This is a genomic window from Pluralibacter gergoviae ATCC 33028 = NBRC 105706 (assembly GCF_001598855.1).
Classification (GTDB): Bacteria; Pseudomonadota; Gammaproteobacteria; order Enterobacterales; family Enterobacteriaceae; genus Pluralibacter; species Pluralibacter gergoviae.
This window is the reverse complement of the sequence record NZ_BCZS01000012.1, coordinates 1-25,836: the sequence shown is the minus strand read 5'-3', so window position 1 is coordinate 25,836 and position 25,836 is coordinate 1. Positions and strand designations below refer to the sequence as shown.

The window sequence follows — 25,836 nt, the reverse complement described above, 5'->3', positions numbered from 1 at the left end:
CGGGAGATGAATCAAGGATGAAAAAACAGCCACAGCCCCACGATGCGACATTCCGGCAATTTCTGACGCAACCCGGGATTGCCCGCGACTTCATGGATATCCACTTGCCGGCAGAGCTGAGGGCCATCTGTAACCTCAGTACGCTAAAACTGGAGTCCGGCTCCTTCGTTGAGGATAATCTGCGCCAGTATTTCAGCGACGTGCTCTACAGCCTGAAAACCACCGCCGGTGGCGACGGCTATGTGTACGTGCTTATCGAACATCAATCCAGTGCGGATAAACACATGGCGTTTCGCCTTATCCGCTACGCCGTTGCCGCCATGCAGCGCCACCTCGACGCCGGCCACAAAAAGCTGCCGCTGGTCATTCCGGTGCTGTTCTATTCCGGTAAGCGTAGTCCTTACCCATATTCAACCAACTGGTTGCAGGAATTTGATGATCCGGCCCTGGCGGGGAAACTGTATGCCGGTGATTTTCCGCTGGTGGACATCACGGTTATTCCCGATGACGAGATCATGGGGCATCGCAGCATGGCCGCTCTGACCCTGCTGCAAAAACATATTCGCCAGCGCGATCTGGCAGAGCTAACGGACAGATTATCCACGCTTCTGCTTGCCGGCTATCTCTCTTCGCCAATGGTGGTTTCGCTGATACACTATATTATCGAGGCTGGTGAATCGGCGGATGCTCAGGCATTTGTTCGCGAACTGGCCCTGCGGGTACCGCAACATGAGGATGAACTGATGACGATCGCACAACAGCTTGAACAAAAAGGTCTCGAGAAAGGCCTCGAAAAAGGTCTCCAATTGGGCGAGCAGCGCGGTATTGAAAAAGGGCGCAATGAAGGCAAGCTTGAAGTCGCGCGCGCCATGCTGGCCAACGGTATCGATCGCGATTCTGTAATGAGAATGACCGGTCTGACCGCTGAGGACCTGGCGCAGATCCGCCACTGAGACTCTGATACAACGCTTTTATTCGCGGCGGGAAATGCGTATTGGGCCGTCCCGGCCGCGTGATAGTACATTGCACTGACCCTGCTTTATTTACCTGATTCTGTCGCCTGCTCGCGCATATACATCCTCGCGCTCTCTTTTACCTACGGCGACTACTGCAACGATCAGCGCATCATCAATGACCTGATACACCAGCCGGAAACCGGCAGAGCGCAGCTTGATTTTGTAGCAATTAGGCATTCCACGAAGTTTTGCCGCAGGAATATGCGGGTCCTCACTGCACTTTTTAAGTTTTTTGGCAAATTGCTGTTGGATTACCTTATCCAGTCGATTCCATTCTTTCAGGGCATCCTCCCTGAACTTAATCCTGTAGCTCATAGCAGGCTATCCAGATCCACATCGACCAGCTTCTGGTCTTTGCGCTCATTGACCAGCCTGACCAGTTCCTGGTCGTCAAGCGCATCGAGTATGCGCTCGTATAACTCTGCGGGAATGCAGTAAAAAGCCGGCTTATTGCGGTTGAGAATCGCGACGGGAAAGCCTTCGCCTGCGCTGACTGTCGCCATCGGATTACTTTTCAGCTCGCTGACGCTGGCGGTGGTTTCACTTAATATAATGCTTGGCATACTCTACCTCATGACCAGTTAACAGGTTTCCAGTATATCCACTGGAGACCTGTTAACAAGTCTTCTGGCGGGTTTTTGCACAAAGCGCCCTTATTCCGCCGCCGGCAAACTCTCCATCGCCTGCTGAATAATCGGGATCGGCGTCAGCAGGTGCTGGCGCATCAGCTCGCTGGCGCGGGCGGCATCGCGGGCCAGAATGGCCTCCACCAGCGTCTGGTGCTGATCGTGCTTATCCTCCAGCATTTCCACCGACAGCACGGTCTTGCGCAGCCAGATGAAGCGATAGCGGGCGGCGAGGTCGAACAGCCGCTCGCGCATCTGCAGCAGGTAGCGCGAGCCGCAGCCCGCGACAATTGCGGTATGGAAGGCCTGATGGCGCTGATCCCACTCGTCGAGCAGCTGTTCGCTGGCGTCCACCGCCTCCAGCTTGGCGAGCATGTGGGCGCGGGCGAGGATCTCCGCCTCCCAGGCGTCGTCGCCCCGGGCAATCGCCAGCTCAACCAGCATCGCCTCGGTATTGGCGCGGGCGTCGAAGATATCCAGCAGCTCCTGGCCGGACATCGGCGCCACCCGGTAGCCCTTCTGATTGACCACCGTTACCAGCTGCTCTGCCACCAGCTGGGAGAGCGCTTCGCGCAGCGGCCCGACGCCCAGCTGATAGCGGGAGGTCAGCAGGCTCATGCGCAGCTTCTCATCCGGCTGATAAACGCCGCGTATGATATCGTTCTTCAGCCAGCGATAGCCGTCGAGGGACGTCGGTTGCGCCGTGGCGGTCATGGTCAATGTTTGCTCCCGAAAAGTGCCTTACTGCGTGTTCTGCAGCGGATATTTTTGCCACTCTAGCAGCTTTTTCCAGCGTGCCATAATAGGCACCGTACAGATAATTGCCAGCGTCAGCAGGCCTGTAGAGATAACCTCCAGCTGCTGCGCCGGGCGGAACAGCATCACCACCAGCACGAAGCAGATAAAGGCGATAACCGTCCAGGTCAGCCACGGATAGAGCCACATCCGCAGCTTAATTTCGCCGCCCTGCGCCCGCAGAATTTTGCGCATCCGCAGCTGGGAAACGGCGATCACCAGATAGACCAGCAGGGCGATGGCGCCGGAGCTGTCGATCAGAAACTTAAACACCTTTGCCGGGGCGTAGTAGTTGACGATCACCGTCAGGAACGCCGCGCCGGTGGAGAGCAGCACCGCCACGTAGGGAGTCTTACTGCGGTTGGTTTTCCCCATAATGGCCGGGGCATCGCCGCGGCGGCTCAGGGAGTAGAGCATCCTGGAGGCGGTATACAGCGCCGAGTTGAGGCAGCTGGTAACCGACAGCAGGATCACGCCGTCCATAATCAGCTTCGCGTAGGGAATATTCAGTAGCTCCAGCACCGAGCGGTAGGAGCCCACGCTCTTCAGGCCCGGCGTGTTCCACGGGATCAGCGCCACTACTACGAAAATTGAGCACAGGTAGAAGATGGAGATGCGCCAGATAACTGAATTGGTCGCCCGCTGAATGTGCTTGTCCGGCGTATCGGACTCGGCGGCGGCGATAGTGACAATCTCGGCGCCCATAAACGAGAACATGGTGATCAGCATCGCGCTCAGCACCGCGCCGAAGCCGTTGGGCATAAAGCCGCCCTGGTCCCACAGCCGCGAGATGCCGCCCACCTCGGCGTAGGGATAAAAGCCGCTGATGGCGATGGCGCCCAGCGCAATAAAGGCGACGATGGCAATCACCTTGCACAGCGCCAGCCAGAATTCGAATTCGCCGTAGTTTTTCACGCTCAGCAGGTTGCTGCCGGTGAGCGCCAGGGTAATGAGCAATGAGAACAGCCACACCGGCACGCCGGGGGTCCACGAGTTAAGGATGATCGCGGCAATGTTGGCCTCCAGCGGGATCACCAGCACCCAGAACCACCAGTAGAGCCAGCCGATGGTATAGCCCGCCCAGCGGCCAATCGCCTTGTCGGCGTAGGTAGAGAAAGAGCCGGTATCCGGCGTGGCGACGGCCATTTCGCCCAGCATACGCATGATCATGACCACCAGCAGCCCGGCGAACAGGTAGGAGAGCAGCACCGCCGGGCCCGCTTCGGCGATGGCGACGCTGGAACCGACAAACAGACTGGCGCCGATGACGCCGGCGATGGAGAGCATGGTGACGTGGCGCGATTTCAGCCCACCACCCAATTTATCCGATTGCGACAGTTGCCCCATTTTAAAAACCTCTCGAAAGCGTAACACTTGGGAGAGCGCCAGGACTTTCCCGCGTCCGGGCACGCGTATTATTGTTTTTTTACTCTATCGTCATCATTCCGTTAGCAACGAAGGACTTCCTGCACTGCGTTAGCCTTTTTTCGCCTCATCAAAGCACTCGGCGATAATTGCCAGGCCCTGCTTCACCTGCGCCTCTTCCACCGTCAGCGGCACCAGGATGCGCAGTACGTTGTAGTACGGCCCGCAGGAGAGCAGGATCAGCCCCTTATCGCGGGCGCGGGCCACTACCTCGGCGGTCAGCTTCGCGTTCGGCTTCTCATGGTCGCCCTCTTCAAACAGCTCCACGGCGATCATAGCCCCCAGGCCGCGCACGTCGCCGATTTCCGGATGCTTCTCGGCGATCGCCAGCAGGCCGTCGCGCAGAGACTGCCCCAGCGCGTTCGCTTTCGCCAGCAGGTTCTCCTGTTCGAAGGTTTTCAGCACCGCCAGCGCGGCGGCGCAGGCGATCGGACTGCCGGCGTAGGTGCCGCCGAGGCCGCCCGGCGCAATGGCGTCCATCACTTCCGCGCGCCCGGTGACGCCCGCCAGCGGGAAGCCGCCGGCGATGGATTTGGCGAAGGTGGTGATGTCCGGCGCAACGCCCATCTGCTCCATGGCAAACAGGGTGCCGGTACGGCCGGCGCCGCTCTGCACTTCGTCGGCAATCAGCATGATGCCGTGCTCGTCGCACAGGGCGCGCAGGCGCTGCATAAAGGCGGGGGTCGCGGCGTAGAAGCCGCCTTCGCCCTGCACCGGCTCAATAATGATGGCGGCGACGTCTTCCGGCGCGGCATCGTTTTTAAAGATGCGGTTGATGCTGGCGATGGCGTCATCTTCGCTGATGCCGTGCAGCGGGCAGGGATAGAGCGCGCGGTATACGTGACCCGGCATCAGGCCCATGCCGGCGGAGTACGGGTTTACCTTGCCGGTCAGCGACAGCGTGTAGTGGGTGCGGCCGTGGTAGGCGCCGCTGAAGGCGATAACCCCGGTGCGTTTGGTGGCGGCGCGGGCGATCTTCACCGCGTTCTCTACCGCCTCGGAGCCGGTGGTCACCAGCAGGGTCTTCTTGGCGAAGTCGCCCGGCACCTTCTGGTTCATGATTTCGCACACTTCCAGGTACGGCTCGTAGGCCAGCACCTGGAAGCAGGTGTGGGACAGCTTCTTCAGCTGCGCTTCCACCGCCGAGACCACTTCCGGATGCAGGTGGCCGGTGTTCAGTACCGCAATACCGCCCGCGAAGTCGAGGAACTCGCGGCCCTCGACGTCCCAGACGCGGCAGTTTTCGGCGCGATCGGCAAAGATCGGGTGGATCTGGCCCACGCCGCGGGGAATGGCGCTTTCGCGACGCTGCATAAGTTCTTTATTGCTGCTCATCAGAGGCTCTCCGTTAAAGGCCGATACACATATATTTGATTTCTAAATAGTCTTCGATGCCGTACTTCGAGCCTTCGCGGCCAAGGCCGGAGGCTTTAATGCCGCCGAACGGCGCCACTTCGTTAGAGATAATGCCGGTATTGATGCCGACGATGCCGTACTCCAGCGCTTCGCCGACGCGGAACACGCGGCTCAGATCGCGGGCGTAGAAGTAGGCGGCGAGGCCGAACTCGGTGTCGTTGGCCTGGGCGATAACGTCCTCTTCATCTTTAAAGCGGAACAGCGGCGCCAGCGGGCCGAAGGTCTCCTCTTTGGCGACTTTGGCGCTCTTCGGCACGTCCACCATGATGGTCGGCTGGAAGAAGTTGCCGCCGAGTTCGTGCGGCTTACCGCCGGTGATAATGCGCCCGCCTTTTTCCAGCGCGTCGGCGATGTGCTCTTCCACTTTCGCCACTGCCTTCTCGTCGATCATCGGCCCGGTGGTGACGCCCGGCTGCATACCGTCGCCGATGTGCAGCTTCTCAACCGCCTGCTTGAGCTTTTCGGCAAAGCGGTCGTAGACGCCGTCCTGGACGTACAGGCGGTTGGCGCAGACGCAGGTCTGTCCGGCGTTGCGGAACTTGGAGGCCAGCGCGCCTTCCACGGCCTTATCCAGGTCGGCGTCGTCAAACACGATAAACGGCGCGTTGCCGCCCAGCTCCAGGGAGACTTTTTTGATGTCCTTTGCGCACTGCTCCATCAGCTGGCGGCCAATCTCGGTGGAGCCGGTGAAGGAGAGCTTGCGCACCAGCGGGTTGCCGGTCAGCTCGCCGCCCACATCGCTGGCGGAGCCGGTGACGACGTTGAACACGCCCGCCGGAACGCCTGCGCGATTCGCCAGCTCCGCCAGCGCCAGCGCCGAGAACGGCGTCTGGCTGGCGGGCTTGAGCACCATGGTGCAGCCGGCGGCCAGCGCAGGACCGGCCTTGCGGGTGATCATCGCCGCCGGGAAGTTCCACGGCGTGATGGCGGCGGTGACGCCGATGGGCTGCTTGATGACGATCAGGCGCTTATCCGCCTGGTGGCCGGGAATGGTATCGCCGTAGACGCGCTTGGCCTCTTCAGCAAACCACTCAATAAAGGAGGCGGCGTAGTTAATCTCGCCCTTGGCTTCCGTCAGCGTCTTGCCCTGCTCCTGGGTCATCATCCGCGCCAGATCGTCCTGGTGTTCAACGATCAGGTTGAACCAGCGGCGCAGGATATTGGCGCGCTCTTTGGCGGTCAGCGCGCGCCAGGCGGGCAGGGCGCGGTTGGCGGCTTCGATGGCCTCGCGGGTCTCATCGGCGCCCATTTTGGGCACGCTGCCGAGCTTCTCGCCGTTGGCTGGGTTGGTCACGGAGATGACCTCGCCGCCGGCGGCATCGCGCCAGCGGCCGTCGATCAGCGCCTGCTGGCGAAAGAGAGTGGTGTCGTCGAGTTGCATGATGGCTTCCTTTAAGTCAAAAGTTAACGGCTGTAAGCGGCGTGTAGTGCGTCTGCGCTGCGTGCCGCACGCAGCGTGCGTCCGGGATTGCTCTGGCTCTCCAGCAGCGCCTGCACTTTACTGACGATATGCGCCCCGATGGGCAGCGCCGAGGTGGCGGCCGGGGAGGGGGCATTGCAGGTGTGGATGGAGCGCGGGGTGGTGACAAACAGAAAGTCATCAATAAGCTTTCCGTCAGGCGAAACCGCCTGCGCCCGGACGCCCGCCGGGTAAGGCTGAAGATCCTGCTGCGTCAGGCTCGGGCAGTACTTCTGCACCAGCTTCAGGTAGCCGCTTTTGCACAGCGAATTCTTCATCTCGCCCAGACCTGAGCGTAGGTTATTTTGCAGCACCCGGCGAATCCCGCCGGAGCCAAACATCTCCAGCATGTCGGAGAGCGAGATATCGCGCTTACGGTAGCCTTCGCGCTTAAAGGCCAGCACCGCGTTGGGGCCAACGGTGACGCTGCCGTCGATCATCCGCGTCAGGTGGACGCCGAGAAACGGCATCGCCGGGTCCGGGATCGGATAGATCAGATGATTGACTATCTGGTTATGCTGCGGCGCGAGGCGGAAGTACTCTCCGCGAAACGGGCAGATAATAAAGCCCGGCTCGACGCCGAGCATTTTTACCAGCCGGTCGGCCATCAGGCCGGAGCAGGTGATCAGCGTTGAACCTTCAAACTCCCGCCCGTCGCCGGTGTGGACCAACACGCCGGAAGCGTGCTCTTTCAGCGCGGTGACTTCGGCGTTATAGACAATTTCGCCGCCCTTACGCTGAAAGTTTTTCGCCATCGCCGCCGTCACCTCCCGGTAGCTGACGATGCCGCTGGAGGGGACAAAAATGCCGCCCATACCGGTGATGTTCGGCTCCCGCTCCTTCAGTTCGGCGGCGCTCAGCCACTCGCGCTCGAGGCCGTTGGCGGCGGTGCGCTCCCACAGGGCCTTCATCCGCTCCATCTCAAGCGTCGAAGTTGCCACCAGCATCTTGCCGCAGGTGTCGTAGCGGATGCCGTTCTCATCGCAGAAGGCTTTGGTGGCGCGATTGCCCGCCAGGCAGAACTTCGCCTTCAGGCTGCCGGGGGTATAGTAAACCCCGGCGTGGATCACGCCGCTGTTGTGGCCGGTCTGGTGATGGGCCGGGCCCGACTCTTTCTCCAGCAGCACCATGCGCGCATCGGGGTAGAGATCGATTAACTGCATGGCGGTGGACATGCCGATGATGCCGCCGCCGATAATCACAAAATCATGCATCCGCTCGCTTCCCTGTGCTTACTGGTGGGTCTGATAGTGGTTGCTGGAGTAAGCGAAGTAGCCGCGCTGGCGCATCAGTTCGCGGCGCAGATCCGGGTGCGGCGTAAAGCGGTCGCGGCCGTGGAGCCAGAACAGGTTATTGATCAGCAGGAATTTACCGACCGGCACCGGCACCGAGATAATGCCCTTGCTGGTTTCCAGCGCATCGGAGAGGGAATTCAGCCAGGTCCCCTCCTCAAAATCTTTCGGCTGCACGAACTGGTCGATATAGCGCATCACCGGGCGGCCCTGCTGGTCTACGTCGAACACCGGGTGGAACACATCCTTACTGACGTTCTTGCTCGGCGGCGCGGCGAAGCGCATCGGGCGGCGGGCCAGCGGATGGCTGAAATACTCGTCCAGATGCTCCCAGTCGTCGAGGTGCAGCAGGAGCGAGTTGCCGCCCTGCATATTCTGCTCGTCGATCTTCATCATCAGCACGTAGTCGGTGATCTCTTCCACATAGGTGCCGTCGTTGTGCAGCTCCATCACGCGGTGCGGCTGGCGCAGGTAGCTGTCTGAGTTATCGACATTCTTCACCACGAAGCGGGCATAATACTGGCCGCTCATGGCATCAAAATTGGAGCGGCCCACCAGGTGCGCCACGGCGGTAGCCAGCTTCACCATCTCATCGGCCTGGGCGACATTATTCAGCCCTTCGCCGTTAATCAGCAGCCCGCCTTCGGCGCGATCCAGCAGGATTTTCAGCAGCAGCGGCTGCAGCTGATTACCGCAGAGATCGTCGAGGATCTTGCCAACCTGAAAGCGCAGAAACGACTTGTACTCCAGCGCCTGCACCGGCCACTGCGCCACCTGCTGCAGAAACTGTTCCGTGGTGGCGGCGGAGAACGTCAGCTCCAGCAGACGCGGGGATTGGCGGGACGGTGTAAGAGTGAAGCCGGTATAGCGTTGGGTCTGCCCATTGGCGTCAGGTTTTACGGCAGTCAGTGCGTTCATCAGGATCGATCCTCATCGTAGATAGTCGGGAAGATGGCGATGCTCATTTGTAGCCATAATCTAAAAATATCTACATTTTCGAAGATTGTACGCAAAACGGACTTTTTGTTTCACTAATGTGATCTGATTAACAAATGATTAACAGTGCGAGTGATGCAAATTGCAACGCAGCGGTGATGGGGACAACCCGGCCGCGCGGGCCGGGTCTGAATTCAGACAGGAACGGCCTCAGTGCTCGACCGCGAACTCGAAAATATCGGCGCGGATAAGGCTCACCGAATACTCTACCGGCTGCTGGCTGCCCTGCGGATTACTCAGCGTGCGGATGCACAGCAGCGGCGCCATCAGCGGGATCTCCAGCAGTTTACTCTCTTTCGCCTGCGCGCGTCGGGCGCCGATCCGCGTCTGCGAGCGGATCACATCCATCCCCCGCTGCTGGCGGAGAAATGCCAGCGGCGAGTCGCTCTGCACCTCCTGCAGCGCTGGCCACAGGCTGAGATCGGCAACGTAGTGGTCCGTCACGCACAGCGCCACCCCGCCGATGCGGCGAAGCGTGCGCAGGTGGATAACGCTCTCGCCCTCCCGCAGACCCAGGGCGCTGGCGACGTGACCAGCGGCGGGGCGCAGCACGCAGAGCAGCCGGGCTCCGGCGGCGTAACTGTTGAGATCGGGGAGGTTCTGGCTCCAGAGCGCCTGCCCGGGAATATCGGCAATCGGTGGATTGTGGACGGGATGACGTGTCGGTGGTCCGGATAACTGCATCATAACGAGACCTCTTCGAGAGTGAGCGCCGGGCTCAGGGGGCCAAATTTCTCTGCACAGCGGCCTTGCGGAGAAGGGCTGTCGCGACAACATTTCTATCCTGGCGATGCAGTATGACAGCACCGTGAAGGGTCGATGACCGGGAGGTGAAGAACGTCAGGCGGGTATTAGCGCGGATTATTATTGCTGACAGCACTAAGTGTAGCTGCTGTGTTGAAAGAGACCAGGCGGCGGAGCGGTCGCCCGGTCTGCGGACAATCAGTTCTTTTTCACAAACTCTGACTTGAGCTTCATCGGGCCAAAACCGTCGATTTTGCAGTCGATGTTATGATCGCCCTCGACGAGGCGGATATTTTTCACTTTGGTGCCGATTTTCAGCATCGAAGAGCTGCCTTTTACCTTCAGATCTTTTACCACGGTCACGCTATCGCCGTCGGCCAGCAGGTTGCCGTTGGCGTCTTTAACCACCAGGGTATCGTTCTCTTCCGCCGCTTCGGCATCGTTCCACTCGTAGGCGCACTCCGGGCAGACGTACATATCGCCGTCCTGATAGGTGTATTCGGAGCTACATTTAGGGCAGTGTGGCAGGGACATAACAACCTCATAAACAAGTCAAAAAACACAACAGCCCCACAAAGGCGGGGCTGAGTGCCAAAAGTATGACTTATTATACCGCATATCCCTGTCGTTGTCGGGACTATTGTATTTTCGCGGCTGTACGCTCAGGCGTGCCTGTTGCTAACCACTGGTAACGCCATAATGCGAGGGGTTGAATAGTGCTTCAATACAAGCGGCGGTGTGTTTTATCTTTTTGTACCACACATATTGAGGATATATAGCGGAAGTTGCCGATGACAGAAAAATAAGTAAATGTAAATAACTGTCGCGAGTGCCGCACTATTTGATCCATTTTTTTGCTGCGGCTCGGCGATAATCACACGGAAATACGAGATAAATCTGATAAATGGCAGATGGGTGAAGTACGGACACGGAAATTATTTTTGGCGGCACTGATTTACGTTTTCTGAACCAACTTCACGCAGGCCGGTTTTTTTTCGTGAAGTTGATCACAAATATAAACACTGGTAGGGTAAAAGGGCATAGTACAAAAAATATTGCTCATTGCTCTGTTTCAGAGTCTTTAAAAGCCAGAGCTGGCTAACGCTGGTGCGACAGTACATGTTGTGAACAACCTGTATTTTTCCATCTGCTACGCTTGATGTGAGGAGCGCCGTCTCTACCGCTCCTTACCGCACGCCGGGAACCTTCCACCTCTTCCGGCGTGTGCTCGCGGCGAAAAGTTAACGAGGACAACAATGCTTAAAAGGAAAAAAGTAAAGCCCATTACCCTACGCGATGTAACAATCATTGATGACGCTAAGCTGCGCAAAGCCATTACTGCAGCCTCGCTCGGCAACGCGATGGAGTGGTTCGATTTCGGCGTATATGGATTTGTGGCTTACGCACTGGGTAAGGTCTTTTTCCCCGATGCCAGCCCCGGTGTGCAGATGATTGCCGCCCTGGGGACCTTCTCTGTTCCGTTCCTGATTCGCCCGCTCGGCGGCCTGTTCTTCGGCATGCTGGGTGACAAGTATGGTCGTCAAAAAATCCTGTCGATCACTATCGTCATTATGTCGCTAAGTACATTCTGCATCGGCCTGATACCGTCCTATGCCGCTATCGGCATCTGGGCGCCAATACTGCTGCTGCTGTGTAAAATGGCGCAGGGCTTCTCCGTCGGCGGCGAGTATACCGGGGCGTCCATCTTCGTCGCCGAATACTCTCCCGACCGCAAGCGCGGCTTTATGGGGAGCTGGCTGGACTTCGGCTCCATTGCCGGGTTTGTTATCGGCGCCGGACTGGTGGTGCTTATTTCCACCATCGTTGGTGAAGAGAACTTCCTGAAATGGGGATGGCGTCTGCCGTTCTTCATTGCGCTGCCGCTCGGTATAATTGGCCTCTACCTGCGTCATGCTCTCGAAGAGACCCCGGCCTTCCAGCAGCACGTTGATAAGCTGGAGCAGGGCGACCGCGAAGGTCTGCAGCACGGACCCAAAGTCTCTTTCCGTGAAATTGCGACTAAGCACTGGAAGTCGCTGCTGATCTGTATTGGTATCGTTATTTCCACTAACGTCACCTACTACATGCTGCTCACCTACATGCCGAGCTACCTGTCGCATAACCTGCACTACTCGGAAGATCACGGCGTACTGATTATCATCGCTATCATGGTCGGGATGCTGTTTGTCCAGCCGATAGTGGGGATGCTGAGCGACCGCTTTGGCCGCCGTCCGTTCATCCTGGTCGGCAGCGTGCTGCTGTTCGTGCTGTCTATTCCCGGCTTTATGCTGATCAACAGCGGCGTTGTCGGCCTTATTTTCGCCGGCCTGCTGATGCTGGCTGTGGTGCTGAACTGCTTTATCGGCGTTATGGCTTCGTCGCTGCCGGCGATGTTTCCGACCCACATCCGCTACAGCGCGCTGGCCAGCGCCTTTAACATCTCGGTGTTAATCGCCGGCCTGACGCCGACCCTGGCCGCGTGGCTGGTGGAATCAACCAATAACCTGATGATGCCTGCCTACTATCTGATGGTGGTGGCGGTAATTGGCCTGGTAACCGGTCTCTACATGAAAGAGACGGCGAATCGTCCGCTGAAGGGCGCAACCCCTGCGGCATCCGATATCCAGGAAGCGAAAGAGATCCTGCGCGAGCACCATGACAATATCGAGCACAAAATTGAAGATATTGACGAGCAGATCGAAGCGCTGCAGAAGCAGCGTTCGCGGCTGGTAGACCAGCATCCGCGCATTAACGAATAAGTTTACGTTGCTGATGAGAACCCCGACCTGGTCGGGGTTTTTTTATGCTCAGTGGTTAGTAAAGCGGGCCAGCCGCTGCTGAAGCAGGCGATTCTCCTGCTGCAGGCGCTGGTTTTCATCAAGCAGGGTCAGGGTGACTGCCGTGCCGGGCCAGTCGAGCGCCAGCTCGCGGCGCAGGCGCATCGCCCGGCGTACGATCGTGACCGCATAATCATCAAACTGCCAGGGTGGCGTAGCGGTGTCGCAGGGCTCAATCATGCCCAGGCCGACAATCTCATTCAGATCTTCTTCGCTGACCCCGGTATGCAGGCAGAATTCAGTCATGGTGAATGTGATGGTGACGTTAGCCATGTTTTTTACCCCACTCTTTACGCGGATCGAAGCCGGACTGCGCCTCTTTCAACTGCTGCCACAGGGCGGCGGTCTGCTCATCGCCCTTCGGCGGCATAACAATTTTTATCACGGCGAACAGGTCGCCGGCGTGCTGCTTACTGACCAGGCCTTTGCCCTTAATGCGCAGCTTCTGCCCGGCCTGGGTGCCAGGCGGAACGGTGATCAGTACGCTCTCTTTGAGAGTCGGGACCGTCACTTTTGCACCCAGCGCGGCTTCCCACGGCGCCAGCGGCACCACTATCTCCAGGTTGTGGCCGACAATATCAAACAGCGGATGCGGGGCGATGTGGATAACCAGCCACAGGTCGCCCGCCGGGCCGCCGTTCTCGCCCGGCGTTCCCTGCCCTTTGAGGCGGATGCGCTGGCCGTCGCTGACCCCGGCGGGGATCTTGACGTTGAGGGTTTTGGGGATCTCTTCCTCAATCATGCCGAAGGCGTTATACACCGGCAGGGAGTAACTGATGGTGCGGCTGTGGGCCTCCAGCGTCTCTTCCAGGAAGACGGCGACCTCGAACTCGACGTCGTGACCGCGCGCGCTGGGGCGCTGGCGCGACTGGCGGGCATGCTGGCCGAACATCGATGAGAAGATATCGTCAAAATCCTGCTGGCTGTAGTTGTGCTGCTGCTGGCCTTGGCCGGACTGGCGCTGCTGAAACTGCGGATCGTTGCGGTGCGCCCACAGGGTGTCATATTCGGCGCGGCGCTGCTCATCGCTGAGCACTTCCCAGGCCTCGGCAACCTCCTTGAAGCGCGCTTCGGCGTCGCTCTCTTTACTGACGTCAGGGTGATACTTACGGGCCAGCCGGCGATAGGCGGTCTTAATGGTCTTGAGATCGTCCGTCGGCTTTACGCCCATGATGGCGTAATAATCCTTTAATTCCATGGCATTATCTCTCGCTAGGTCAAACCTTGATAAAAATAGTACACCTATAAGTGTAGGGGCGCGAAGGGCTTTTGCCTGAGAATACCTCTCTTCAGACATTTTATGATAATGGTTGCGATTACCCTTTTTGAAAGGGTTTGTTGATGATGAATTAGCGCCGGTTTATTTACCTGGACGGAATTTTGTCATCGACTAAATGAACGCCGTGTAAGGGAAGAATAAGCGACTCCCCCGCGGCGGGAGAAAATAAAAACACTATTAATTCATCGGTGTTACGTCGCGGGTGCCGCGCAAAATAGACCGCTTTTGCGGGGCCGGCGATGGCGATGTCTTTTCCGGCGCTGCTGGCGTCCCGCCTCTTCCCGATCCTGGCCCGGCGCATATTTGGTCCTGGGTAAGCGTTAAGGTACCGTTTAACTTATTAGCAGAATAATCTGAGTGTCTTCACTTCACAGATTTTTATCTCACCACACCGTCATCGATGGAAAAATCTACTGTTAAAGTGCGGTTCGCGGTACCATTTCAGCTATCGCAGCATATGCTGGCCGCGGCGGGGCGGGTGAAGCATTAGGGCGGTCATTGTTTTAATCATCCTCACTGTACTTAATGGAGCGTTTCATGACAGGCGTTGTCCCCCAACAGGTGCTGATCGTTGACGATCACCCGCTTATGCGGCGCGGCATTCGCCAGCTGCTTGAGCAAGATGACGCGTTTCGCGTCGTGGCAGAAGCGGGGGACGGCAGCACCGCCGTCGCGCTGGCCGGCCGGCACGATCTCGATCTGATCCTGCTCGATCTCCACATGAAGGGCCGCAGCGGTCTGGAGACGCTGCAGGCGCTGCGTCGGGACGGATGCACCGCGCGGATCGTTATTCTCACCGTTTCTGACGCCGTCGACGATATCCGCGCCCTGATCGACGCCGGTGCGGACGGCTATTTGCTCAAAGATGACGATCCGGAAGTGTTGCTGAAGGCGATCCGCGCAGGGGCTGACGGCAAAGAGGTATTCAGCGACAAGGTGAGAGAGTACCTGAGCCAGCGGGAGTCGGGCTGCGAGGCGCAGGCCGATTCCTTAGCGCTGCTGACGGAAAGAGAGCTGGACGTGCTCCACGAACTGGCCGGGGGGATGTCCAATAAGCAGATAGCCTCGGTGCTCAATATCTCTGAACAGACGGTCAAGGTGCACGTGCGCAACCTGCTGCGTAAGCTCAACGTGCGCTCGCGCGTGGCGGCCACGGTGATGTTTTTACAAAGCGAACGCCGGGGGCGTTAGCCGGGGCGGCGGGCCAGCATTCTGGCCATATTCACGGACTCAATGACCGCCGGGCGGTCGATCCTGTCGGAATTAAGATCCAGCACCTGCTGCCAGATATCGGCGGCCCCGGCGTAGTCTGCCCGCAGAAAGGCATCGGCGGCCAGCAGCATCAGGGCGGTGACTTCCCGGGGATCGTCCGCCAGGGCTTTATCAATCTCCGCCCGCGCCTGCGGGGTCATACGCTGACCGGCCTGATAGTAGAGGACGGTGGCCAGCGCCGCGCGAAGCTCGGCATTTTCGCCCCGCAGCGCCAGCGCCTGCCCATAGGCCCGCAGTGCATCCGAATAGCGGCTGCGCCAGAGATAGAACTCCCCGAGCCGCGCCCAGGCCTCGCTCTCCTGCGGATTGGCGCGGATCCTGGCCTGCAGGCTCTGCAGCGCCGCCTGCGGCGTCTGCCGGTCGGCAAAGTCGCGCAGCGGATCGGCCAGCCGCTGCTGCTCGTGGCGCACCGCCTGCCAGCGGGGGATCAGCAGCTGGCTGGCGGCCGCTAAAAACAGCGCGCCGGTCGCTACCAGTAACAGCGTCCGGCGAGTTCTATTCACGGCGCCTCCTGAGGCTGAGCAGGCCGCCGGCGACCATTAGCAGCCCGCCGCCCCAGACCCAGCGCACGCCGGTCTGCACGTACAGGCGCACGGCGTAGCGCTCCCGGCCCGTCTTTTCACCCAGCGCCGCGTACCAGTCGCGCAGCGGCGTCCAGGCGATGCCCGGCTCCATTGTCTGCTGGCGGCGGGCGAGGTAGAAGCGGCGTTCCGGGCGCAGCTGTGCCAGCTGTCTGCTTCCTTGCCAGACGCTGATAGCGGCAATTTCCGCGGTGTAGTTTCCCTTTGCGCTCAGCGTGATGTCGTCAAAGCGAAAGCGGTATCCCGCCAGCTGCGCCTGCTCGCCGGGAGCGAGGCTGACGCTTCTCTCTTCGCGGCCGGTGGTGGAGGCGAGGACGCCGAGGGCAAACAGCAGCACGCCGCCGTGGGCCAGCAGGGCGGGAAACCTTCTGGCCCGCGCGGAGAATACTGTTGCCAGGCCGACAACCGCCAGCATCAGTGCGCCAAACGGCAGGGTCGCCAGGTTGAAGTAGGGCGCGCCGACCGACAGCCGCCCCAGCCCCAGCAGGCCGTAAATCATCGGATAGAGCGTGCCGATGAGCACGACGCCCAGCACGGCGCAAAACAGCAGCAGCGCGGCGAGCGTCAGCAGCTCCCGGCGGCCCGCAGGGGGCGCTGGCGGGCCATTGCTGCGCCCCCGCCAGGCGTAAAGCCCCAGCGCGGCCAGGCTCAGCAGCGTAAACAGGGTAAACAGCGGCACGGCGCGGACGTTATCCAGCGCGAAGGCGTGGACCGAGACCAGGATGCCGGAGCGGACGATCAGCGTCCCGAGCAGGGAGAGGAGCAGCGTGGCTATCGCCAGCAGCAGCGACCAGTGGCGAAAGCCGCCGCCGCGGGCAGAGACCGGGAGGCTGTGCAGCAGGGCGGTGGCAGAAAGCCAGGGCAGCAGGGAGGCGTTCTCCACCGGATCCCAGAACCACCAGCCGCCCCAGCCCAGCTCGCAGTAGGCCCACCAGGAGCCGAGAATGATCCCAAGCGTCAGCGCCGCCCAGCCGCCCAGCGCCCAGCGCTGGCAACGTCGGGCGACGGCGGGGCTAAAGCCGCCGCCCGGCAGCGAGGCCAGCGCCAGCGCCGCCGCTACCGTCAGCCCGCCGTAGCCGAGATAGAGCAGCGGCGGATGAAAAATAAGCCCCGGATGCTGCAGCATTGGGTTAAGATCCCGGCCCTCAATCGCCGGCGGAAAAATGCGCGCGAAAGGATCGGACCACAGCGCCACAAACAGCAGCAGCGCCGCCGCTATCGCCGCCAGGGCGCACAGCGTCAGGACAAAAAGCGGCGCCCGCTCGCGCCGGTAGCGCCACGCAAACAGCGCGCTCCAGCCGCAGAGCAGCAGCACCCACAGCAGCAGGGAGCCTTCATGGCCGCCCCAGGCGGCGGCTACCCGCAGCGGCCATCGCAGCAGGCGGTTGCTGTGCTGGGCGACGTAGATGACCGAGAAGTCGTTGGTCAGAAAGCCCGCCACCAGCAGCGCAAATGCCAGCAGCAGCAGGATAAAGGAGGCCAGCGTGCCGCAGACGGCAATCCGCATGCCCGGCCCGCGGGCGCCCAGGGCGGCGAGCGGGATGAGGAGATTCACCCCCAGGCACAGCAGCAGCGCCAGAAAGCCGAGTTCGGGAACAAGTAGCACCTCAGGCAACCGTCAGCTGGCCGGCGTAGAGGATAAAAAAGCGCAGCAGCAGCACGCCGGTCAGGCTGGCGCCGCTGACCAGCAGCGTGCTGGCGAGCGTCGGCCGGCGGCTGAGCCAGGGCCTGAGCAGCATCGGCAGCAGCAGCCCGATGCCAACTACTCCCAGCCAGAACCACAGGCTCCAGAAGCCGCCGCCCAGCGCTGCCGCCAGAGCGCGCGTTTTGCCCGCATCCCCCAGCGCCAGGCCGATAAAAAAGGCCGCCAGCAGGAAGATCTCCACCCAGACTACGGGCGTTTCCAGACGGTGAACAAAATGCGCCTCCGCGCTTTGCGGATGCGCCCGGGCGCGCAGGGCCATGGCGATCAGCGCCGCTGCCGCGCCCGAGGAGAGGCCGGAGACGAGAAACAGCGCCGGCAGCAGGGGATGATTGAGCAGCGGATAGGACTTGAGGGCCGAGAGCAGAAAGCCGGTATAGGCGCCCAGCAGCACCGCCAGCGCCAGCAGCAGGGTTTCAAGCGGGCGGTGCAGCGGCGTCAGCCAGCCCAGCGCGGTGCGCAGCACCCCGACGCGCGGCAGCAGGGCCAGCAGCTCTTTCTCGAAGATTTTCGCCAGCCACAGTATCAGCACCGCCGTGTAGGCCTGAAACAGCATCACGCCCATCGACATCACCGACGTCAGGCTGTAGTTGAACATCAGCTTCCAGAAGGTCCAGGGGCGGGCGAGGTGGAAGATGAGGATCAGCAGGCCGAGGATAATCGCGCCCGGCCCCAGCACCAGGGTGGTGCGCAGCAGCACCGCCAGGGTCACCAGCCCGGAGGAGATCCCGAGCAGGAACAGGTAGATGGCGATGGGCCAGTCCCACACCAGCGAGTCGAAGTGAAAAGCAGAAGCGGCGTTCATTGGCTCACCTCCCCGTATTTGAAGGGTACCCGATACACCTTTGGCCGGGTGCCGAGCGCCGGCTTGTAGCGGTAGGTCGGTTTTTCATGCAGCAGGCGCGAGATAGCGCTGTTGGGATCGTCGAGATTACCGAAGGTCAGCGCCCGGGTCGGGCAGGCCTCGACGCAGGCGGGCTGTTTACCCGCGCGCAGGTTGGTTTTGCGGCAGAAATCGCACTTGTCGGCGGTCCTGCTGATCGGGTGAATAAAGCGCACCCGGTAGGGGCAGGCGGCAATACAGTACTGACAGCCGACGCAGAGGTCCGGATTGACGTCGACGATGCCGCTGGCGGCATCGCGAAACGAGGCGCCGGTAGGGCAGACCTCCACGCAGGGCGCGCTGTCGCAGTGCTGGCACGAGTGGCGGAAGAAGCGGTACTTCACGTCCGGAAACTCGCCCTGCGGCGCGCTGCGGATAATCGTCAGCCGGGAGACGCCTTCCGGCACCTGGTTGACCTCGCGGCAGGCCTCCACGCAGGCGGTGCAGCCGATGCACAGCGACTCGTCGTGCACCATGCCGTAGCGTGTTCCTTTAATGTTCAGGGTTTTCGCCACGGCCCGCCCCGCGGCGCAGCCGGTCACCGCCAGCGTGCCGATGCGGGTAATAAACTGACGGCGCGAGCAGCTCATGGGTGCGCCTTAAGCGGCCGCACCGCCGCCGGGTTAAAGGCCGGATTGTTGCGCTGGTCGCTATGGCAGTCCACGCAGAGGTTGATTCGCCCTTTGTCGTTCAGGGTTTGCACCGCGTCCTGCTGCGGGTGCAGCGCGTGGCAGCCGGTGCAGGTCACTTTCGTCACGTGGACGTCGTGCGGCCAGAAGGCCTTCTGCAGCTGCTGCGGAAGATGGCACGACAGGCAGACGCTGTTCTGCTGCTCGACGCTGAAGCGCGGGTCGCCAAAGCGCATCACGTCCATGACGCCTTCGCGGTGGCGGGGAGATGGGTGACCGTGGCAGTTGGTACAGGTCACCGGCAGCTGATTGTTGGGATTGATGGCGGCGGCGTGTTTGCCGTGCATACCTTGCGCATCGGGTTTGTGGCAGTCCTGACAGGCGGCGTCCGGGCTGCGCTGTGGGCTGACCTCCCAGCGATCGGCCGGCGGCGCGCTGATGCCGGGCTGGCTGCAGAACAGGCCTGTTGCCACAACCCCGGCAGTGAATAACGAACGTAGTACGCTCATATTGACTCCATTGCGTTATCCGCCCCGCAGGGCGGAAGAGGGTTATTGGCTTAACAGACCGTTTTTACGCGCCTGCTCATCCCACTGCGGCACGGCGGTTTTCAGGAACTCCTGCTTGCCGGCGCGGATTTTTTGCATATCGAGACCGATCGCCTGCTGGGCCTTCTCTTTGGTGGAGATATCCGGCAGCGGAATTTCGTGGGTGATGCCTTTGGTTGCCAGCAGCCGCGCCAGTTTCGTGCGGGCGTCGGCCGCTTTATCCAGCGCGCTGCCGAGCATCCGCAGGCCCTCCTCCGGGGCATGCATGTGGATGCCGTGAGAGGCTATCGCCAGATCCCAGCGCCACTGGGCGTGGCGAATATCCAGCAGGATCGGCTTCATTTCCGCGTCGGTTGCGCCCGCGTCCCAGGCGGCTTTGGCCTCAAAGTGGGCATGGACCAGCTGATCCTCGACTTTGATTTTCAGGGTCTGAATCGCTTTTTTGCGATCGGCAACGATGCCCTGCAGGGTCGCTTTGTCCTGGGTATGGCAGCCGGAGCAGGTCTGGGCGAAGGTATCGAACGGATTACCTATCTTGTGATCGGTATAGAGCTTGCCTTCGGCGTTCTGCACTTTCGGCATGTGGCAGTCCACGCAGCCGACGTTGTTCTTACCGTGGATGCCGACCCGCCAGGTCTCATACTCCGGATGCTGGGCCTTGAGCATCGGCGCTTTCGACAGGGCGTTGGTCCAGTCGCTGAAGTCGATGCCGTCGTAGTATTTCTCCATGTCCTCGACCCGGGTGCCTTCATCCCACGGGAACTTCACCGCTTTCTCTTTACCGCTGAAGTAGTACTCGACGTGGCACTGGCCGCAGACCATAGACTGCTGGTCGAAGCGGCCGGCTTTCTCAAACGGCTTGCCGATGGCCTCCATGGCGCGGGCGGCGTAGGGGCGAGAAAGGGTCAGTTCGGGTTTTCCCTTTGCGAAGTCCGGCGAGGCGGTGTTGTGGCAGTCGGCGCAGCCGAGCGCGTTGACCACCTCCGGACCGCCGCGCGCCCATTTGCCGTGGAAGTAGCCGGCCTCGCCCTCTTTCTGGATGAGGCGCGCCACGTCCGGGCTTTTGCAGCTCCAGCAGGCCATCGGCTGCGGGCCATCCTCGGCCGTTTTGGGGGCGCCGGTGCGCAGGGTTTCCCGCACGTCGGTCAGGGTATAGGCGTGGCCGCGCGGCTTATTGTAGTCCTGCGCGAAAAGGTATCCCGCCCAGAGGATCACCAGCCGGGGATCTTCCGCCAGCGCGTCCTCGCGGGTGGACTGCTCGGCGGTTGCCTGCCAGGAGCGATACTGATCGGGGTGCTGCGGGGCGAAGAGATCGTTTCTTGCCTCGACGGCGGGCGTTTTTTCGGGAGAGGTCGTTTGCTCAGCGTTAACTGTAAAAATAAGTAAAAAAGGGACAATCAGGCTGAAGAAACGGCGGACGTTTATTTTTATTCTGGCCATCGTTTTTATCCATATTATGCCGCTGCGGCGGGCAGAGGCGTCCAGACACATTGCTTGAGTTATGTAGGGTGTTGCCTTAGGCGGCTGTCCGGGAACGCACTACTTTGGTCCGCATTTCTGCGGGACCGGGGGCCTGACTGCCGTCAGCCTCTGCAAAATAGGGAATTAAGCGGTCACATTCTGCAACAATATGGCGTTATTTTGATTTCGTTGCGCCATTTACCTCTATCGGGTTATGCACCTCATTGCGCTCTTCCCCTACCTTACCCTCACCTAAATACGCATAAAAAGAGTGGATATATGTCGCCTTCCGGTAAGCCACCGCGGACGGTTGATATTGTCCGTCGCGGTCTGCTGACCCGCCCCTGGCGCAGCGCCGTTGAGGCCGTTCGCCCGCCGTGGAGCCCGCAGGAGAGTCAGTTTACGCAGGCCTGCGCGCGCTGCGGCCGCTGCGTAGAGGCATGTCCCGGCGGCATTCTGCAGCGCGGCGACGGCGGCTATCCCGTAGCCGACTTTCGCCACGGCGAATGCACTTTCTGCTACGCCTGCGCCGGGGCCTGCCCTGAAGGCCTTTTTCTGCCGCACGACGGCCGCGCGTGGGACATTGTGGCCACGGTGACGGCGGGCTGCCTTGCCCTGCAGGCCGTGGAGTGCCGGCGCTGCCAGGAGAGCTGCGCGGACGGCGCGATTATTTTTCGCCCCGTTGCGGGCGGCCTCTGGCAGCCGCAGTTGAACCGCGCGGCGTGCAGCGGCTGCGGCGGCTGCGTCGCCGGCTGCCCGGTATCGGCAATCAAGATGGAGCACAGCCATGGAAGATCTCTGGCAGGTATGTAGCCTGGTCGTCCGGATAAAAAAACAGCAGATAAGCGCGGTAAGCGAGGCGATTGCCCGCCTGGCGGGCTGCGACGTTTCGCTTAGCGACGCCGACGCGGGGACGCTGATTGTGGTTATCGAAGGCGAGAGCAGCAGCAGGCTGCTGGAAACTATTGAGTCGGTACGCAATATCGCAGGCGTGCTGGCGGTATCGCTGGCTTATCACCAGCAGGAACAACCAGGTGAGGATGCACCATGAAACTCAGTCGTCGTAGCTTTATGAAAGCTAACGCCGTTGCGGCCGCTGCGGCGGCTGCCGGGATCAGCGCGCCGGGTATCGCCCGCGCGGCCGTTGGCCAGCAGGAGGCCATCAAGTGGGATAAGGCGCCGTGCCGCTTCTGCGGTACCGGCTGCGGCGTGCTGGTGGGCACCCAGCAGGGAAGGGTCGTCGCCTGTCAGGGCGATCCGGATGCCCCGGTTAACCGCGGGCTTAACTGCATTAAGGGCTACTTCCTGCCCAAAATCATGTACGGCAAGGACCGCCTGACGCAGCCGCTGCTGCGCATGAAGGGCGGCCAGTACGATAAAGAGGGCGAATTCACGCCGGTGAGCTGGGAAAAAGCCTTCGACGTGATGGAAGAGAAATTTAAGGCCGCGCTGAAGAGCAAAGGCCCGGAGTCCATCGGCATGTTCGGCTCCGGCCAGTGGACCGTGTGGGAGGGCTATGCCGCCGCCAAGCTGTTCAAGGCCGGCTTTCGCTCCAACAATATCGATCCGAATGCCCGCCACTGCATGGCTTCGGCGGTCGTCGGCTTCATGCGCACCTTCGGCATGGACGAGCCGATGGGCTGCTATGACGATATCGAGCAGGCGGATGCCTTCGTGCTGTGGGGCTCAAACATGGCGGAGATGCACCCGATCCTCTGGTCGCGCATCACCGACCGCCGCCTGTCGGACCCGAACGTGCGGGTGGCGGTGCTCTCAACCTTCCAGCACCGCAGCTTCGAGCTGGCGGACAACGGCATGGTCTTCACGCCGCAGACCGATCTGGTGATCCTTAACTACATCGCCAATTACATCATTCAGAACAACGCGGTGAATCAGGACTTCCTCACCCGCCACGTCAACCTGCGCAAGGGCGCGACGGACATCGGCTACGGCCTGCGCCCGGCGCATCCCCTGGAGCAGGCGGCGAAAAATCCCGGCTCTGACGCCTCCGAACCGATGGATTTTGACGCCTACAAAGCCTTCGTTGCCGACTATACGCTGGAGAAGACCGCTGAGATGACCGGCGTGCCGAAGGACCAGCTGGAGCAGCTGGCGCAGCTGTATGCCGACCCGCATAAGAAGGTGATCTCCTACTGGACGATGGGCTTCAACCAGCACACCCGCGGCGTGTGGGCCAACAATCTGGTCTACAACCTGCACCTGCTGACCGGCAAGATTTCGCAGCCGGGCTGCGGTCCGTTCTCGCTGACCGGCCAGCCGTCGGCCTGCGGCACCGCCCGCGAAGTAGGCACCTTCGCCCACCGCCTGCCGGCGGACATGGTGGTGACTAACGATAAGCACCGCGCGATCTGCGAGCAGCGCTGGCAGCTCCCGGCCGGGACGATCCCGGCGAAGATCGGCCTGCACGCGGTCGCCCAGGACCGGGCGCTGAAGGACGGCAAGCTCAACGTCTACTGGGCGATGTGTACCAATAACATCCAGGCCGGGCCGAACATCAACGAAGATCGCATGCCGGGCTGGCGCGATCCGCGCAACTTCGTCATCGTTTCCGATCCCTATCCGACCGTCAGCGCCCTGGCTGCGGACCTGATCCTGCCGACCGCCATGTGGGTCGAAAAAGAGGGCGCCTACGGCAACGCCGAGCGCCGCACCCAGTTCTGGCGCCAGCAGGTGCAGGCCCCGGGCGAGGCTAAGTCCGACCTCTGGCAGCTGGTGCAGTTTGCCCGCCGCTTTAAAACCGAAGAGGTATGGCCGGAAGCGCTGCTGGCGCAGAAGCCGGAGCTGCGCGGCAGGACACTGTACGACGTCCTGTTCGCTACTGCGGAGGTGAGCAAGTTCCCGCTGAGCGAGCTGGCGGAAGGGCAGCTCAACGACGAGTCCCGCGAGATGGGCTTCTATCTGCAGAAGGGACTGTTTGAAGAGTACGCCGCTTTCGGGCGCGGCCACGGCCACGATCTGGCGCCGTTCGACGATTACCACAAGGCGCGCGGCCTGCGCTGGCCGGTGGTGAATGGCCAGGAGACGCAGTGGCGCTATAGCGAGGGCCACGATCCCTACGTCAAAGCGGGCGAGAGCTATAAATTCTACGGCAAGCCGGACGGCAAGGCGGTGATCTTTGCCCTGCCTTACGAGCCCGCCGCCGAGGCGCCGGATAAAGAGTATGACCTGTGGCTCTCCACCGGCCGCGTGCTGGAGCACTGGCACACCGGCAGCATGACCCGCCGCGTGCCCGAACTGCACCGCGCCTTCCCGGAGGCGGTGCTGTTCATCCATCCGCTGGATGCCAAAGCCCGCGATCTGCGCCGGGGCGACAAGGTGAAGGTGATCTCCCGCCGGGGCGAAATCACCTCGGTGGTCGAAACCCGCGGCCGCAATCGGCCGCCGCAGGGGCTGGTCTATATGCCGTTCTTCGACGCCGCGCAGCTGGTGAATATTCTGACCCTCGACGCCACCGATCCGCTCTCCAAAGAGACGGACTTCAAGAAGTGCGCCGTGAAGCTGGCGAAGGCGTAGCGGCTTATGGCCTCGTCAGGCAAGCGCCAGAAAGGTCGCCGTCGCTTCCTGCGCGATATGGCGCGGGCGGCGGGCGGCCTGGCGGCCGTCGGCATTGCGCTGGGCCTGCAGCAGCAGACCGCCCGCGCCCACGGCGTGCGGCTGCGCCCGCCGGGGGCGCTGGCGGAAGAGGCCTTCGCCCGCGCCTGCGTGCGCTGCGGACAGTGCGTGCAGGCCTGCCCCTACAACACCCTGAAGCTGGCGACGCTGGCCTCCGGGCTGGCGGCGGGCACGCCCTATTTTGTTGCCCGCGATATTCCCTGCGAGATGTGTGAGGACGTGCCCTGCACCCGGGCCTGCCCGAGCGGCGCGCTGGACCGCGACATTGTCGCGATTGACGACGCGCGCATGGGGCTGGCGGTGCTTCTCGATCAGGAGAACTGCCTCAACTTCCAGGGACTGCGCTGCGATGTCTGCTACCGCGACTGCCCGAGGCTGGATGAGGCCATCACTCTTGAGATGGACCGCAACCCGCGCACGGGAAAGCACGCGCGCTTCCTGCCGACCGTTCACAGCAGCGCCTGCACCGGCTGCGGCAAGTGCGAAAAGGTCTGCGTACTGGCGCAGCCCGCTATCCGGGTATTGCCGCTGGCGCTTGCCAGGGGGGAGCTGGGTCATCACTACCGCTTCGGCTGGCTGGAGGCAAAAGATGGCAAACCGTAGGCGCGACGCCGGGCGCGAAGCGCGGCAGAAAAAAGGCCCCTGGCGCAGCCGCCGCTGGCTCATCCTGCGACGCCTCAGCCAGCTGCTGGTGCTGGCGATGTTCCTCTGCGGGCCGTGGCTGGGCGTCTGGATCCTGCGCGGCAACTACAGCGGCAGCCTGCTGCTGGACGCCGTACCGCTGACCGATCCGCTGATGGCCCTGCAGAGTATTGCCAGCGGCTACCTGCCGGGGACGCTGGCGCTGGTCGGGGCGGTGACGGTGGCCGGGCTGTACGCCCTGGCGGGCAAAAGGCTGTTCTGCGGCTGGGTCTGCCCGCTCAATCCGCTGACCGACCTCGCCGCCTGGCTGCGCAGGCGCTTTGATCTGACGCCGACGGCGGCGCTGCCGCGCTACCTGCGCTACGTGCTGCTGGCGGGAGTGCTGATTGGCTCAGCGCTGACCGGCACGCTGCTGTGGGAGTGGATCAACCCGGTATCGCTGCTGGGCCGCAGCCTGGTGATGGGGTTCGGCAGCGGCGCGCTGCTGCTGATTGCCCTGTTTTTATTTGACCTGCTGGTGGTGGAGCACGGCTGGTGCGGCCACCTCTGTCCGCTGGGCGCTCTGTACGGCGCGCTCGGCAGCAGGGGGGCGCTGACCGT

General features: G+C 61.5%; 25 protein-coding genes and 1 pseudogene. 8 read left to right on the top strand and 18 right to left on the bottom strand.

Translation table 11 applies throughout. The features are described from left to right. The first annotated feature begins 17 nt into the window (after positions 1-17). The gene (locus ENGE1_RS13400) at positions 18-953 is read left to right on the top strand and encodes an Rpn family recombination-promoting nuclease/putative transposase (RefSeq protein ID WP_048253969.1); all 936 of its coding nucleotides are present in this window, start codon (positions 18-20) and stop codon (positions 951-953) included. A 90-nt stretch (positions 954-1,043) separates the two neighbouring features. Here ENGE1_RS13400 and ENGE1_RS13395 read toward each other — a convergent pair whose 3' ends face one another. From ENGE1_RS13395 to ENGE1_RS13350, 10 genes and pseudogenes are all read right to left on the bottom strand, one after another. Beyond that, positions 1,044-1,331, bottom strand: a complete 288-nt coding sequence (locus tag ENGE1_RS13395) for a type II toxin-antitoxin system RelE family toxin (RefSeq protein ID WP_048253968.1) — start codon at positions 1,329-1,331, stop codon at positions 1,044-1,046. Next, on the bottom strand, positions 1,328-1,579 hold the full coding sequence (locus ENGE1_RS13390) for a type II toxin-antitoxin system Phd/YefM family antitoxin (protein WP_043081737.1): 252 nt from the start codon (positions 1,577-1,579) through the stop codon (positions 1,328-1,330). The genes ENGE1_RS13395 and ENGE1_RS13390 overlap by 4 nt, the downstream gene beginning before the upstream one ends. Before the next feature lie 90 nt (positions 1,580-1,669). Continuing rightward, positions 1,670-2,356 (bottom strand): DNA-binding transcriptional regulator CsiR, encoded by a 687-nt coding sequence (gene csiR, locus ENGE1_RS13385; protein WP_043081738.1) that lies wholly within the window; start codon positions 2,354-2,356, stop codon positions 1,670-1,672. 27 nt (positions 2,357-2,383) lie between these two features. Then, positions 2,384-3,784 carry a GABA permease gene (gabP, locus tag ENGE1_RS13380; protein WP_048253967.1) on the bottom strand — a complete coding sequence of 467 codons (1,401 nt, stop codon included), beginning with the start codon at positions 3,782-3,784 and terminating at the stop codon, positions 2,384-2,386. A 129-nt stretch (positions 3,785-3,913) separates the two neighbouring features. Then, complete coding sequence (gene gabT / locus ENGE1_RS13375) at positions 3,914-5,197, bottom strand: 4-aminobutyrate--2-oxoglutarate transaminase (protein ID WP_043081740.1); 1,284 nt, start codon at positions 5,195-5,197, stop codon at positions 3,914-3,916. Positions 5,198-5,210: 13 nt separating this feature from the next. Further along, a complete protein-coding gene (gene gabD / locus ENGE1_RS13370) occupies positions 5,211-6,659 on the bottom strand; it encodes an NADP-dependent succinate-semialdehyde dehydrogenase (protein ID WP_064360635.1) in 1,449 nt (482 codons plus the stop codon). A gap of 23 nt (positions 6,660-6,682) precedes the next feature. Further along, positions 6,683-7,951: an L-2-hydroxyglutarate oxidase gene (gene lhgO, locus ENGE1_RS13365; RefSeq protein WP_048253965.1), complete on the bottom strand. Its 1,269-nt coding sequence runs from the start codon at positions 7,949-7,951 to the stop codon at positions 6,683-6,685. A gap of 18 nt (positions 7,952-7,969) precedes the next feature. After that, positions 7,970-8,947 carry a glutarate dioxygenase GlaH gene (gene glaH, locus ENGE1_RS13360; RefSeq protein ID WP_045289838.1) on the bottom strand — a complete coding sequence of 326 codons (978 nt, stop codon included), beginning with the start codon at positions 8,945-8,947 and terminating at the stop codon, positions 7,970-7,972. Positions 8,948-9,175: 228 nt separating this feature from the next. Then, positions 9,176-9,643, bottom strand: a pseudogene (locus ENGE1_RS13355) (UTRA domain-containing protein); the annotation flags it as partial. A 324-nt stretch (positions 9,644-9,967) separates the two neighbouring features. Further along, a complete protein-coding gene (locus ENGE1_RS13350) occupies positions 9,968-10,303 on the bottom strand; it encodes a zinc ribbon domain-containing protein YjdM (protein ID WP_043081744.1) in 336 nt (111 codons plus the stop codon). Between the two features lie 722 nt (positions 10,304-11,025). Here ENGE1_RS13350 and proP point away from each other — a divergent pair. Continuing rightward, a complete protein-coding gene (proP, locus tag ENGE1_RS13345; protein WP_048253964.1) occupies positions 11,026-12,528 on the top strand; it encodes a glycine betaine/L-proline transporter ProP in 1,503 nt (500 codons plus the stop codon). 48 nt (positions 12,529-12,576) lie between these two features. Here the strand turns inward: proP and cbpM are convergent, their stop codons facing one another. Together cbpM and cbpA are read right to left on the bottom strand one after the other, a co-directional pair. Next, on the bottom strand, positions 12,577-12,879 hold the full coding sequence (gene cbpM / locus ENGE1_RS13340; protein ID WP_043081746.1) for a chaperone modulator CbpM: 303 nt from the start codon (positions 12,877-12,879) through the stop codon (positions 12,577-12,579). Next, positions 12,872-13,804 carry a curved DNA-binding protein gene (cbpA, locus tag ENGE1_RS13335; protein ID WP_043081747.1) on the bottom strand — a complete coding sequence of 311 codons (933 nt, stop codon included), beginning with the start codon at positions 13,802-13,804 and terminating at the stop codon, positions 12,872-12,874. Before cbpA ends, cbpM begins: the two co-directional genes overlap by 8 nt. A 618-nt stretch (positions 13,805-14,422) precedes the next feature. On the opposite strand from cbpA, the gene narP reads away from it, so the two are divergent. Then, positions 14,423-15,076, top strand: coding sequence for a nitrate/nitrite response regulator protein NarP (gene narP / locus ENGE1_RS13325; RefSeq protein ID WP_048253962.1), 654 nt, complete (start codon positions 14,423-14,425; stop codon positions 15,074-15,076). On the opposite strand, the gene ENGE1_RS13320 is transcribed toward narP, so the two are convergent. From ENGE1_RS13320 to nrfA, 6 genes are read right to left on the bottom strand one after another with little or no spacing between them, the layout of a single operon-like run. Further along, complete coding sequence (locus ENGE1_RS13320) at positions 15,073-15,660, bottom strand: TPR domain-containing protein (RefSeq protein ID WP_043081749.1); 588 nt, start codon at positions 15,658-15,660, stop codon at positions 15,073-15,075. The genes narP and ENGE1_RS13320 overlap by 4 nt on opposite strands. Beyond that, positions 15,653-17,344 (bottom strand): heme lyase NrfEFG subunit NrfE, encoded by a 1,692-nt coding sequence (gene nrfE / locus ENGE1_RS13315; protein ID WP_371320906.1) that lies wholly within the window; start codon positions 17,342-17,344, stop codon positions 15,653-15,655. The genes ENGE1_RS13320 and nrfE overlap by 8 nt, the downstream gene beginning before the upstream one ends. 1 nt (position 17,345) lies before the next feature. Continuing rightward, positions 17,346-18,245, bottom strand: a complete 900-nt coding sequence (nrfD, locus tag ENGE1_RS13310) for a cytochrome c nitrite reductase subunit NrfD (RefSeq protein ID WP_064360634.1) — start codon at positions 18,243-18,245, stop codon at positions 17,346-17,348. Further along, a complete protein-coding gene (gene nrfC / locus ENGE1_RS13305; protein WP_048253960.1) occupies positions 18,242-18,913 on the bottom strand; it encodes a cytochrome c nitrite reductase Fe-S protein in 672 nt (223 codons plus the stop codon). The genes nrfD and nrfC overlap by 4 nt, the downstream gene beginning before the upstream one ends. Further along, complete coding sequence (nrfB, locus tag ENGE1_RS13300) at positions 18,910-19,461, bottom strand: cytochrome c nitrite reductase pentaheme subunit (protein ID WP_048253959.1); 552 nt, start codon at positions 19,459-19,461, stop codon at positions 18,910-18,912. Before nrfB ends, nrfC begins: the two co-directional genes overlap by 4 nt. Positions 19,462-19,503: 42 nt before the next feature. Beyond that, positions 19,504-20,940 (bottom strand): ammonia-forming nitrite reductase cytochrome c552 subunit, encoded by a 1,437-nt coding sequence (gene nrfA, locus ENGE1_RS13295; RefSeq protein ID WP_043081753.1) that lies wholly within the window; start codon positions 20,938-20,940, stop codon positions 19,504-19,506. Positions 20,941-21,240: 300 nt separating this feature from the next. Between nrfA and napF the strand changes: the two genes are divergently transcribed. The 5 genes from napF to napH form a co-directional block, all read left to right on the top strand. Continuing rightward, complete coding sequence (gene napF, locus ENGE1_RS13290) at positions 21,241-21,774, top strand: ferredoxin-type protein NapF (protein ID WP_048253958.1); 534 nt, start codon at positions 21,241-21,243, stop codon at positions 21,772-21,774. Beyond that, positions 21,749-22,012 (top strand): chaperone NapD, encoded by a 264-nt coding sequence (gene napD, locus ENGE1_RS13285; protein WP_048253957.1) that lies wholly within the window; start codon positions 21,749-21,751, stop codon positions 22,010-22,012. Before napF ends, napD begins: the two co-directional genes overlap by 26 nt. Continuing rightward, on the top strand, positions 22,009-24,495 hold the full coding sequence (gene napA, locus ENGE1_RS13280) for a nitrate reductase catalytic subunit NapA (RefSeq protein ID WP_048253956.1): 2,487 nt from the start codon (positions 22,009-22,011) through the stop codon (positions 24,493-24,495). Before napD ends, napA begins: the two co-directional genes overlap by 4 nt. A 6-nt stretch (positions 24,496-24,501) precedes the next feature. Beyond that, complete coding sequence (gene napG / locus ENGE1_RS13275; protein WP_048253955.1) at positions 24,502-25,197, top strand: ferredoxin-type protein NapG; 696 nt, start codon at positions 24,502-24,504, stop codon at positions 25,195-25,197. Next, a partial coding sequence (gene napH / locus ENGE1_RS13270) for a quinol dehydrogenase ferredoxin subunit NapH (RefSeq protein WP_048273220.1) occupies positions 25,184-25,836 on the top strand: 653 nt, incomplete at its 3' end. The genes napG and napH, both read left to right, overlap by 14 nt.